Here is a 12492-nt window from a genome sequence, read left to right as displayed (position 1 = left end):
TTTGCTTAATCAGCCTAATAAATTTAAAAGGATATCAGATGTATGCAGGTTTTAGCACTAGCAAATCAAAGCAACTAGTTGATTCTGCTCTTAGTAGTAGGGTTACTCGCAACCAACTAATCGCCAGTAATATCGCAAACATCGATACTCCATTTTATAAAGCCAAAGATATTGATTTTGAAACTGCTTTGATAGAAAAAAGAAAAGAGATCTATAAGCTAGGCGCAAACGAGCCAAAGCTAGAGTTAGCTAGGACAAATGATAAACATTTTGAGGCTATTGATTTTCCATCATCAAAGATACCAACCATATATCTAAGAGATGGCCATATGGCTAGAAATGACGCTAATACCGTGGACTTGGATATTGAAACAAGCGAAATGAGTAAGAATGTTTTAATGATTCAAGCTCTAGATTCAGCTAGTAAAAAGCATGGCGATATATTTAAAAGCGTGATAGACGCAAGCTCAAAAATCTAAAGGATAAGTGATGGCATATTTAAGTGATTTTGATATTAGCGGATATGGTCTTAGTGCTCAACGATTTAGAATGAGCGTAATTAGCTCAAATATCGCTAACGCTCACACCACAAGAACAGCTGAAGGTGGTCCATATCGTCGCAAAGAAGTTGTATTTAAAGAGATTGAATTTGACAAAGAGTTAAATAATCAAATAAATGCTAAAAATGATTTTTTAGAAAACGAAAATCCATTAGATGATATAGATGCACCAAGATTTCCAAAACCTGCGATCTCAACTGTGATAGTAGATAAGATTGTCCGTGATGATAAGGATTTTAAAATAAAATTTGACCCTACTCACCCAGATGCTAATGATAAGGGCTATGTAATGCTACCAAATATAAATCCAGTAATTGAGATGGCAGATTTAATAGAAGCCACAAGAGCATATCAAGCTAATGTATCGGCATTCCAAAGCGCAAAAGCAATCGCAACAAGTGCAATTGATATGATGAAAGGATAATTTAGATGAATATTAATAACATATCAAATTTAAACCAAATAGAGCAAAAAAATAGTAAAAATACAAATTTAACAGACCAAAGCTTTTCTGATATATTAAATAAAACTCTAGGCGAGTTAAATGATGTCCAGCAAAAAGCTGATAAAGCTGTAGCTGATCTAGCCACAGGAGAGGTAAAGGATCTCCACCAAGCAGCAATAGCAATCGGCAAAGCAGAGACTAGTATGAAATTAATGCTAGAGGTTAGAAATAAAGCTATAAGTGCATATAAAGAGATAGCAAGAACACAGCTATAATGAATCAAAATAGTAGCCAAAGTAAGGTTTATATAGTATTTGTATTAATAATACTTGGTATTTTTATATTTTTAACGGTTATATTTTATCGCTCCAGTATAGAAAGAAGACTTCCAAAACTCCAAAGTAGCGACTACACAAGTGCAATGCGTGGATCTATCTTAAGCCAAGATGGATTTAACCTAGCAAGTAGCCAAAAGCTATTTAAAGCTATGGTTGATACTAGAAATATCGATCCAAATAAAAAAGAGCTATTTATAAAGCTATATACTCTATATAGTGGCGATGATCCTAAAAAAATTCGAAAAATCTTAGCCAAAAAGGGGTTAGTTACCCTCTCATATGAGATTGACGCTAAGGGTGCTGCATATCTAAAAGAGTTAGCTAGAAAGCTATATAGAAGCAAAGTTTTTATCGCATATCAAGATCCAAAAACAGGTATAGTCTCCACTCAAGGAATGAGTATAGTAGAAAGCGGAGAGAAAAGGCTATATATGGCAAGTGATGCTCTAACTCCAACTATTGGCTATATAAAAAAGATAGAGATTGATGGGATTACCAAGGTTGAAGGGGTAAAAGGTATTGAAAAAATATATGACAACCTACTCTCTTCTACTCAAGATGAGCTAACCAAAGGTCCAAGGGATTTAGCAAATACAATTATATTAAGCAAAGACGCAGAGCTCTCACGCCGCATTGATGGCTATAATGTCGTGCTAAATATCCCTTTAAAACTCCAAAAAATCTTAGAAAAAATGGCAACTGCAAAAATGAATGAGCTAATAGCAAAAGAGGTAATTATAGGGGTGATGGATGCTAAAACTGGAGCTATAATATCTCTAGTATCCACCTCAAGATACAACCCATCAAATATAACTAAAAAAGATTACCAAGCACTAAATTCAACCGCAAGCGAATATGCATATGAGATGGGTTCTGTTATGAAGCCATTTATCTTTGCCCTGCTCTTAAAAGCTGGTAAAATAGATCCATTAGAGATAATAGATGTATATGGCGGTAAGTATAAACTAGGCAAAAGAGTTATCACTGATAGTCATAAAAATGATAAGCTAAGCGCTCAAGATATTATAGTAGAATCTTCTAATGTCGGTATGATACAAATCGTAGATAGATTAAATGAATTTGAGCTATATAATGGACTTTTGGATTTTGGTTTTTCTAGAAAAACAGGGATAGATTTAAGCTACGAGCAAGTAGGCATTATGCCATCTATATCAAAATTAAAAAATAAAGTATATAAATCCACTTTAAGCTATGGCTATGGCGTTCAAGCTACATTTATGCAGCTTTTAACCGCTTATAACGCCATCACAAATGATGGTATAATGATAACTCCACGCATAGTAAATCACCTAGAAAAAGACTCCAAAGCATACAAATATAAAGAGCAAGAGCAAACCCAAGTCTTACCCAAAGAGAGCGCTCAAAAGATGAAAGATATCCTAGTAAAAGTAGTAGAAAGTCCAAATGGCACCGCTAGAAAAACGCAAATTCCAGGTCTTATAATAGGTGGTAAAACTGGCACCGCTCATATAGCAGCAAGTGGCGGATATAGTGATAAGAGATATAATGCTAATTTCTTTGGCTTTGTGCGTGATGCTAATGGCAAAGAATATACCATTGGGGTGCTAGTGCGTGAGCCTATGAGACCATATCCATACTATTACGCATCATGGAGTGCATTGCCAATATTTCGCTCCACAGTTGAATTAATGGTAGAAAATGGTTATTTAACACCAGCTAAAGTGGAGATAAAGAATACAAAAAGCAAAGAGACAAATGTGATATTAGACTAAAATTTACCATAAATAAAAGCTTTTTAAGTCTCTTTAGCATATAATTTAAGTTTCATTTTTTAAGTAGAGTTGATTATGAATTTAATAGAAAAACTAAAAACAGGTCAAAGATTAGAATTTGACGATGCTATTAAGCTTTATGATTTGGAGCTATTTACCCTTGGTAAATATGCCAACAAAATACGAGAGACAAAAAATGGTAAAAAGGTATATTTTAATATCAATCGCCATATAAATCCGACAAATTTATGTGCTGATGTGTGTAAATTCTGTGCCTTCTCATCTCATCGTCAAAATGCTGAGAAGAGCTATACAATGAGCTATGAGAAGATTATACAAGCAGTGGATAGAAGCGTCTTAAATGGAGCAAAAGAGATACACATAGTCTCAGCTCACAATCCAAATGTATCGTGGCAATGGTATTTAAAGATATTTAAAATGATAAAAGATAAATATCCAAATTTACATATAAAAGCACTCACGGCAGCTGAAGTGGATTATCTCCATAGGAAACATAATCTAAGCTATGAAGAAGTGATAGAAAAGATGATTGAGTATGGAGTAGATAGTATGCCAGGAGGTGGGGCTGAGATCTTTGATGAGGGGATTAGATCTGAGATTTGTAAAGGCAAAGTAAGTAGCGATAACTGGCTTAAAATCCACTCCCTTTGGCACCAAAAAGGTCGCCAAAGCAACGCTACAATGCTCTTTGGTCATATAGAGAGTAAAGAACATAGGATAGATCATATTCTTAGAATTCGCTCACTGCAAGATCGCTCACTTGCGTTAAATAATGGTGGCGGCTTTAATGCTTTTATCCCGCTAGTCTATCAAAGGGATAATAATTATCTTAAAAATATCCCATTTTTAGGCTCGGTTGAGATATTAAAGACAATGGCAATTAGCAGAATTTTACTTGATAATATCAACCATATTAAGGCTTATTGGGCTACTTCTACTCTGAATTTAGCTCTAATAGCACAAGAATTTGGTGCTGATGATTTAGATGGCACTATAGAAAATGAAAGTATTCAAAGTAGTGCTGGAGCAGCTAGCAAAAATGGCAAAAGTCAAAAAGAATTTATAGAACTTATCCAAACAAGCGGTTTTATACCCGTAGAAAGAGATAGTCTATATAATGAACTTAAAATATATAATTAGGAAAATCTTATGGATATATTTAAACTAAAACAAAATGGCACAACCATAAAAACTGAGTTGAATGCGGCTCTTACGACATTTTTGGCTATGTTATACATTGTCCCCGTTAATGCTTTGATACTAAGTGATGCTGGTATGCCAAAAGAGGCTTTGCTAGTAGCCACTGCTCTTATTACAATTATTGCTACTATATTTAATGGCCTATGGGCAAACACTCCAGTAGCACTAAGCACTGGAATGGGATTAAATGCCTATTTTACCTATAGTATGGTAATTGGTATGCAAATTCCATGGCAAACCGCACTTGGGGCTATATTTATTAGCTCTGCGGTATTTACTATTTTAAGTTTTACTAATTTTCGCCTTTGGATTATCAAAAATATCCCACTAGATTTAAGGTGTGCTATAAGTGCTGGTATTGGTGCTTTTATATGCTTTATTGGCTTATCGCAAATGGGGCTTATAGTCTCAAGCCCAGCAACCAAAGTAGCAATAGGCAATGTAGCAGATCCTAAGGTTTTAATCGGATTAATAGGCGTTATACTTATGATTATATTTTGGGCTTTGAAAATTCGTGGTGGATTTGTGCTAGCTATTGCTATTACTTCAATAACTGCTTGGGTATTTGGAATTTATGAAATTCCACAAAGCATAGTGTCAATGCCAGTTAGCATTGCTCCTATTTTTGGTGAGCTTGATATATTTTCAGCACTTCAAATTTCACTACTTCCAGCTGTTTTAACCCTATTTGTAACTCATCTATTTGATAGTATTGGCACTCTTACTGGGGTTGGAAATAGGGCTAATCTATTTAGTAGCTCTGAAGGAGAGAAAAAACTAGCTAGAAATTTAGAAAGTGATGCTATTGCTAGTATGGCTGGAGCCACTATAGGAACTAGCACTGTAACTGCATTTGCTGAGAGCGCAAGTGGGGTAGAAGCTGGTGGTAGAACAGGGCTTACGGCTGTATTTATCGGAATTTTCTTTATCTTTACCCTATTTTTCTTGCCGCTATTTGGCGCCATTCCTGCTAATGCGATATATCCAGTGCTTGTGATGGTGGGGATTTTGATGTTTAGCGAACTTGGCAAGATTAACTACACAGACCCAGCTATTTGCGTATCTACATTTTTAACCGTAATTTTAATGCCACTTACCTACTCTATTACCATTGGATTAAGCGTTGGATTTATCTCATATTTTATTGTCAAACTAGCATTAAGAAGATGGGAAGATCTAAATTTAGGCGTGATTACTCTAGCTGTGATTAGTCTATTTGCCTTTGCTGCTAGCTCTATGCCAGATCTATTTCAATCCATAATTGGAGGCTAAAGGTGAAGTATTATAGTTTTAGCTCATTTGAGCAAGATGTTAAAATACTAGCTAAAAAAATCAAAAGTGATTTTAATCCAGATGCGATCTTAGGTATAGCTAGAGGCGGACTTACTCTAGCTCATTTTTTAGCAAATGGGCTAGATATTAGAGATTGTTTTAGCTTAAATTCCATTCATTATGAAAAAACCAAAAAGCTAGATACTATTGAAATATACAATATTCCAGATTTAAGCAAATTTAAAAAAGTTTTAATCACTGATGATATTGTAGATAGTGGCGAGACTTTGGTAGCTATCAAAAAAGAGATTAATAAGCTATATCCAAATTTACAACTTTGCATAGCAACTATATTTTATAAGCCAAAAGCCCTTATAATACCAAATTTTAGTATTAGAGAAGCTGATGATTGGATAGAGTTTTTCTGGGATTTGAGTTTGGATTAGACAATGAAACAAGCTGAGATTTTGCTATATTATTTTTGCACGGGGCTAACTCTATGCATCTTATACGCAACTCAGCCTATTGGACCTATCTTTGAAAGTCAGCTTGGTATCTCTAAGACCCAGGCTGCTCTATTTACCACTGCGATCATGACTCCACTAGCGTTTGCGGGGATATTTTATGGCTATTTGCTTGAGAAAATTCAGATAAAAAGCATATTGGTTATAGCATTTTTACTTCTTGGAATTAGCGAGATTATCTTTAGTTTTACCCACTCATATTTTTTGCTTTTAAATATTCGTGGATTTCAAGGATTACTAATCCCTGCGGTACTAACAGGAATTATGAGCTATATCAGCCAAATTTCATCTAAAGAGAGTGTCGCAAATGCCATTGGCGTGTATATCGGAGTGACTATAATTGGCGGATTTATGGGTAGAGCGCTTAGTGGATTTTTTACTGATATTTTTGGGTGGAGGGTGTTTTTTTTTATAATTGGTTGTGTAGCCATAATCGCTTCAATGCTTTTGCTTAAATTTAGCCAAAATATTAAAGCTAGTTATCTCAAACCACGCCTAGTAGATATAATCCACACGCTAAAAACTAGACACAATCTATATATATTTTTAATGATTTTTGGGATATTTTTTACATTTCAAGCAATGCTAAATTTCATTCCATTTGAGCTAGCTAAAATAGATAATGAGTATAGCTCATCAAAGGCTGGAATGCTCTATATAGGCTATTTAGTTGGCGTATTGGTGGCATTTAATACTAAAAAAATAGTAGCCTTTTTTGGCGGCTCAATCAAGGCTATAACCGCTGGAATAATCATACTAATCATCGCTACTCAAATTTTTAGAGCAGATAGCTTTGAGTGGATTTTTATAGCGATGGTGATATTTTGCCTTGGCAACTTTATATCTCACTCAATTGCTAGTGGCTTTATAAACAAAATGGCAACTTCTCATAAGGGAATTTCAAATGGATTATATGTGAGCTTTTACTATTTTGGCGGTGCGCTTGGTAGTTTTGTGCCTGGGTTTATCTATATGCCTTTTGGTTGGAGTGCGTTATTGTGGTTTATTAGTGGTGTTAGCTTGATTTCGTTGATATTTATAATGGTGATTCGTGATATTAAAAATTAATATATATTGGCTCTTTGGAGCACTCATTTTAAACCTATCTCTTTTAATTTTTAGCCTAAGTGGATTAAGCATTAGCTATTATGAGGCTCAAATTTACTATAGTAACTCAAATTTAGGAGCAATACTACGCTATATTAGCTCTATTTTTAATAGCAATGAGACTATGCTTAGGGCAATGTTTTTAACCTTACATATAGCCAATTCACTCCTTATCTACGCCATCTCTTTAAAGATTTTAAAACGACAAAGCGATTGCGTGATAGCTGCTATTTTATATATGTTTTTGCCTGGGGTATTAGTAAGCGCTCTTATCATCAACCAAGAGAGCATTGCTATATTTCTTACACTCATCATAATCCTTCTAGAGCAACACTCTAAGAGAATTCTAATGAGCCTAACTCTAGCCATAACCTTGCTATTTAGTGAGCCATTTATCGCCTTATATCTTGCTATTATGCTATTTGGAGTATTTAATAGAGATAAAAAAATGGCAATCCTTGGGGTAATATTTTGTATCGCTTGGTATTATCTAAATGGCTTTGATGCTAGTGGCAAGCCACGGGGGTATTTTTTAGATTCTATGGCGGTATTTGCTGCGGTTTTTTCTCCTTTACTTTTTATATATTTTATATACACTTTATATAGAATCGCTATTAAAGAAAATAAGAGTTTTTTATGGTTTATTAGCACGACTGCCATTGGTGTGTGTATGCTAATCTCTATGAGACAAAGGGTGGAATTGGAGATATTCTTGCCATTTTGTGTGATTTTCGTGCCTGTTATGGTGCGGACATTTTTTGCTTCATATCGCTCAAGACTTCCACAATTTAGAACAACACACAAAATAGCAACTATAGTAGTCCTAGCTACCTTAGCTATAAATAGCCTAACTATAATATTTCATCAATATCTATATCTATTTTTGGATAAACCAAGCAATCACTTTGCTTATAAATATGATATTGTAAAAGAGTTAGCAAATGAGCTAAAAAAGATGGGTATAACGAGCGTTAGCACAAATTCAACCCTATCACTTCGGCTTAAATTTTATGGTATTGAAAATGGCAAAGAGTATAAATTAAGCCAAAAATATCAAAAATCTTGTAAAAATATTAAAATATCTAAATTTAATAAAACCATCGCCACATTCTACCTATGCAAAAAATAAAAGCTTTTAGTATTCTTGAGCTTATAATTGTTATGATAATAATTGGTATATTTATATCCATCACAACTATAAATTTCAAAAATGATGAGCTATTAAGAGCTGTAAATCAAGTAGCGTTTCATCTTAGATATACTCAATATCTAGCTTTGATAGATGATAAATTTAATCCAGATGATAAAGATTGGTTTAAAGGTAGGTGGCAAATATATTTTATAAAAACAATTGATAAAAAAAGCGTCTTACACTATGCTATATTTAGCGATAGTGGCAAATATAGCGGAAGTCCAGATGGCTATGAAGTAGCCAAAAATCCGCTAAATCCAACCAAGGTTCTAGCCATCTCCCACGCTGGGATAAGCAGTATAAATCCAACTGATGAGCTAGATTTGATGAGTAAATTTAATATATCTAATGTGGAGCTTTTAGATGGGTGTAGCTACTATAATTCAACTAGAATTAGCTTTGATAATCTTGGAAGACCATATAAAGGCAATCCAAAAAGTAGCTCTAACTCCACTCAAAATTTAATCACCTCCACTTGTAAAATCCGCCTAACCCATAAAAATGGCGAGTGCATCCATATAAATATCGCCCCAATCACTGCTCTAATAAGCATAGCAGATCCGCAAAAAAATTGCAATTAACCCCATTATACAAAGCTCGGAGCATCATTACTAAATAAGATTAAATCCCCACTCATAGTATTTGATGATAAAAACTCACCCATTTTAGACTTATCAAATAATCTTACAATCTTAGCTTTTTTAATATACTTTGTTAGCTCATTTTCATTTAAAGCACTTGTAATTACCAAAATATCAAAAACATCATCTATAGCCTTTGAAAGCTCGATATTTACGCCACTTCCACCCTCTATAATACCTGGCGTTAATATAATTTTTCTTCCTTTAAACTCACTTACAAGCTTATAACTAGCTAACATACCATTTAAATTTCCATTAAAGCTATCATCGATAATTACCTTGCCATTAGCATCAATCCTTTGAAGTCTATGCTCTACGCTTTTTATGCTATCTAAATTTATATTTTTAACCCCAGCAGCCTTACAAGCCAAAATCGCAGCGGCAAGATTATAGCTATTAAACTCACCAAGCAAATTCGCACTAAAATGCCTTTTTACCCCATCTAAGCTCATATCAAACCAAACCCCATCAAGGGTGCTTCTAACCCCACTTACTAGCTCATCGTAGATTATGGCTTTATCTTTTAAATTTGTAGAGCTGTGAGCTATACAAGTCTTAAGTCTATTTGAGTTTAACGCCTCTAACTTTACAGCCCTTACCCTATCAAGTGAGCCAAAATACTCTAAATGCGCCCCACCAATCTGCCCTATAACCACAATCTGCGGATTTATAAATTTAGCAATCTCATCTATATCGCCACTAAGTCTAGCCCCAGCTTCAACTATATAAAGCTCCACATCACTGCTTAAATTATCATTAATATCACGAATGATCCCAAGCAAAGTATTTACGCTTCGTGGGGTCTTATGAGTTTTAAGCTCCCCATTAGCGATATCATAGATAAAATTCTTAATACTAGTCTTGCCAAAACTAGCTGTCACTAAGATAATTTTTAAATTTGGCATAGATTTTAGCTTTGAGATGGCTTGATTTTTATACCAAATAGCTACTATTTTTTCGCTAAGAGTGCTAAATAAAATGGCAAAAATCAAGCTAAAAATCGTATGAAAAAGCCAATTCCCACTATAAGGACAAAAGATAAAAAGCCCAAATCCAACAATCAAAAAAGCAAAAAATCTCTTCACTCTAGCAGTTATCACAACCCTTTTATCTAATTTATAAGCCCAAAAAATAGTAGCTATCAGATACAAAATAGTAATTGAAATTTGATATATAAAATTATCAAAAATAGCTATCAAAAATAGCGGTAAAATGATAAAATATATATGCCACATCGGCTTAGTATAGTGAAAAATCACCCTTTTAATCTTATAATTAAACCACTGAAACGCACTAATAAAATAGTATCCAAGAGTCATAACAAAGATAAATTTAGCCAGCACCAAGAATATACTCACTTTAGCTCCTTAGATATGGTTTGAGATATAAATTTAGCATTATTTAAGAAAAAAAAGTGATCGCCTTCAAGTGGGTAAAATTTGCTATTTTTAATCAAACTAGCAATCTTTTTTCCACTACTAAGTGGCGTCGCATCATCGCTAATCCCCCAAAATATAAGAGAATTTGAGTTAAGATTAGCAAAAATGGAGCTAAAATCCTCATCTACAACGCTCTTTAGCGTCTCATACATAATCTTACTCATATTATTCACATCTTTAGTAGCAAAAAATCTCCAAAATCTACTAAATCCAAAACGCTTTAAAAGCTTAAAAATAGCTATCTTAAATCGAACACTAAGACGCTTTTTATGGATTATCCCAGCACTACTAAGCAAGATTAAATTTTTTGGCTCTAAAAGTGTAGCTACCTTCCCACCAAAGCTATGCCCCATAATAGCATCAAACTCAAATCCTAGCATACTACTAAATTTACTTACAATATTAGCATAATCACGACTATTAAGCGCTACTTCTAAATGGCTACTAAGCCCAAATCCAGGGAGATCTAAATATACACAATTATAATCATCAAAATATCTACTAAATGCCCTTTTCATCAGCTCCTTATTTGCTCCCCAGCCGTGTAGGATTAGGATATTTTGACCGCTATTTTGCCCTGAAATTTCATAGCTTAATTCATACTTTAATCCATTATACTCTATCTGTTTTACCGCCATCTTAGCTCTCTTTTTTCTTATTATAAATCGCTTCTAGCAAGGTTACAGCTTCGCTTAATCTCTCATACTCATCCATATTTAAAAGCACAGCTTCAAAGCGATTATTTTTTAGTATAAATGCACGCTTCATCTTAGCTTGTGAAATATCGCTCAAAATCGAGCTAAAATTTCTTACAACCTGTGTAGCAGTATAGATCTCATCTTTGCTAAATTTTGCCATCTATATTCCTTGATGCATGGTTTTATGTAAAATTATACATAAAACTAACTTTAATAGCGATGAATTAAGGCAAATTTAAATAGCCAAAAGGCCATTTAAATTTAGGCTAATTTACCCTTATTGCTTGTGATTGAGTTGATATATTTATAATCAACTGGGATTTTTCTCTCTATTTTTACACTATTTGCTAAGCGATTTATAGAGCTTGTAAAGTCGCTAAATAGATAGTTTGCTAAGCTACCTGGATTTGGATTTATCTCATTTAGATAGACCTCATCATCAATAACAAAAAAATCGCATCTAATGATCGCCCCATCAAAGCCACCACCGATATAAATCCTATTAAATGCCTCTTTAATCTTATCTTTAATCTTATCGCTAATATCAGCTTCTTGTGAATTTGAACTTGAAAAACTCATATATTTTTGATTAAAATCTAGCATTTTATCCTTTTTTGGCTCTTCGATTATAGATAGCTCAAGCCCATTATCACTCATAAATCCAGCTAAATTAAACTCTCTAACACCATCTATAAATGGCTCAACCAAAATCTCTTTATCAAACTCAAACCCCACATCTAAAGCATAATCTAGCTCTTTTTGGCTAGATACCACGCTTACCCCAATGCTACTTCCAAGGTGCGAAGGCTTTAGGATATATGGCAAGCTTAAATTTGGCTTTTGACCTCTAGTTATCACCTCGTATTTAAGCGTTTTAACACCGCATTTTAAGGCTAAAAATTTAGTTAAAACCTTTGAGTAGCTCATCACACTAGCCTCAAGTCGTGGGCCTATAAATTTAAGAGAGTAAAACTCAAATAGCCCAGCTATCTTGCCATCTTCGCCATCGCATCCGTGAATTAAATTTATATAACAATCCACCCCAATACTCTTAACGCCAAAGATATTATGAGTGATGAAACCACCATCTTTTAAATATAGTTTTTTACACTTTTTATACTTTTTAGAGCTGAAAAAATTAGCCCTCATATCGCTAGGCTCGATTAGATAAAACTCCCTATTAGCATCTACAAATATAAATTTCAAATTAGCTTTTAACGCCCTTTTAATAGCTATAGCTGAGACAATGCTAATCTCATGCTCCCAACTTGCCCCACCAAAGACTATACCATAATTCATAA

Annotated in this window: 14 protein-coding genes; 10 read left to right on the top strand and 4 right to left on the bottom strand. The window is 34.0% G+C overall.

Annotation, left to right across the window (positions count from 1 at the left end; genetic code table 11):
* The first annotated feature begins 38 nt into the window (after positions 1-38).
* The 10 genes from flgB to CSUIS_RS03610 all read left to right on the top strand — a co-directional run bounded on the left by flgB (position 39) and on the right by CSUIS_RS03610 (position 8994).
* Entirely contained in the window at positions 39-479 is a 441-nt protein-coding gene (gene flgB, locus CSUIS_RS03655) for a flagellar basal body rod protein FlgB (RefSeq protein ID WP_086236808.1), read from the top strand.
* Between the two features lie 10 nt (positions 480-489).
* A complete protein-coding gene (gene flgC / locus CSUIS_RS03650; RefSeq protein ID WP_086236809.1) occupies positions 490-984 on the top strand; it encodes a flagellar basal body rod protein FlgC in 495 nt (164 codons plus the stop codon).
* Between the two features lie 5 nt (positions 985-989).
* Positions 990-1280 (top strand): flagellar hook-basal body complex protein FliE, encoded by a 291-nt coding sequence (fliE, locus tag CSUIS_RS03645; protein ID WP_086236810.1) that lies wholly within the window; start codon positions 990-992, stop codon positions 1278-1280.
* On the top strand, positions 1280-3097 hold the full coding sequence (locus CSUIS_RS03640; RefSeq protein ID WP_086236811.1) for a peptidoglycan D,D-transpeptidase FtsI family protein: 1818 nt from the start codon (positions 1280-1282) through the stop codon (positions 3095-3097). Before fliE ends, CSUIS_RS03640 begins: the two co-directional genes overlap by 1 nt.
* Before the next feature lie 72 nt (positions 3098-3169).
* On the top strand, positions 3170-4258 hold the full coding sequence (gene mqnE, locus CSUIS_RS03635; RefSeq protein WP_192940221.1) for an aminofutalosine synthase MqnE: 1089 nt from the start codon (positions 3170-3172) through the stop codon (positions 4256-4258).
* Between the two features lie 9 nt (positions 4259-4267).
* Positions 4268-5590 carry an NCS2 family permease gene (locus CSUIS_RS03630; RefSeq protein WP_086297172.1) on the top strand — a complete coding sequence of 441 codons (1323 nt, stop codon included), beginning with the start codon at positions 4268-4270 and terminating at the stop codon, positions 5588-5590.
* A 2-nt stretch (positions 5591-5592) separates the two neighbouring features.
* Positions 5593-6036 (top strand): phosphoribosyltransferase, encoded by a 444-nt coding sequence (locus CSUIS_RS03625; RefSeq protein ID WP_086236814.1) that lies wholly within the window; start codon positions 5593-5595, stop codon positions 6034-6036.
* Between the two features lie 3 nt (positions 6037-6039).
* Complete coding sequence (locus CSUIS_RS03620; protein ID WP_086297170.1) at positions 6040-7182, top strand: MFS transporter; 1143 nt, start codon at positions 6040-6042, stop codon at positions 7180-7182.
* Complete coding sequence (locus CSUIS_RS03615) at positions 7166-8350, top strand: hypothetical protein (RefSeq protein ID WP_192940216.1); 1185 nt, start codon at positions 7166-7168, stop codon at positions 8348-8350. Before CSUIS_RS03620 ends, CSUIS_RS03615 begins: the two co-directional genes overlap by 17 nt.
* On the top strand, positions 8338-8994 hold the full coding sequence (locus CSUIS_RS03610; protein ID WP_086297167.1) for a prepilin-type N-terminal cleavage/methylation domain-containing protein: 657 nt from the start codon (positions 8338-8340) through the stop codon (positions 8992-8994). Before CSUIS_RS03615 ends, CSUIS_RS03610 begins: the two co-directional genes overlap by 13 nt.
* 5 nt (positions 8995-8999) lie before the next feature.
* Here CSUIS_RS03610 and CSUIS_RS03605 read toward each other — a convergent pair whose 3' ends face one another.
* From CSUIS_RS03605 to CSUIS_RS03590, 4 genes are all read right to left on the bottom strand, one after another.
* Entirely contained in the window at positions 9000-10412 is a 1413-nt protein-coding gene (locus tag CSUIS_RS03605) for a Mur ligase family protein (RefSeq protein ID WP_192940215.1), read from the bottom strand.
* Positions 10409-11131 (bottom strand): alpha/beta fold hydrolase, encoded by a 723-nt coding sequence (locus tag CSUIS_RS03600; RefSeq protein WP_086236817.1) that lies wholly within the window; start codon positions 11129-11131, stop codon positions 10409-10411. Before CSUIS_RS03600 ends, CSUIS_RS03605 begins: the two co-directional genes overlap by 4 nt.
* Before the next feature lies 1 nt (position 11132).
* Complete coding sequence (locus CSUIS_RS03595) at positions 11133-11351, bottom strand: prevent-host-death protein (protein ID WP_086236818.1); 219 nt, start codon at positions 11349-11351, stop codon at positions 11133-11135.
* Positions 11352-11452: 101 nt separating this feature from the next.
* On the bottom strand, positions 11453-12490 hold the full coding sequence (locus CSUIS_RS03590; protein ID WP_086297164.1) for a D-alanine--D-alanine ligase: 1038 nt from the start codon (positions 12488-12490) through the stop codon (positions 11453-11455).
* Positions 12491-12492: the final 2 nt, after the last annotated feature.

Source organism: Campylobacter porcelli, assembly GCF_002139855.1.
Lineage (GTDB): Bacteria > Campylobacterota > Campylobacteria > Campylobacterales > Campylobacteraceae > Campylobacter > Campylobacter porcelli.
The sequence above is the reverse complement of the archived record's forward strand: the minus strand, read 5'-3'. Positions and strand labels throughout refer to the sequence as shown.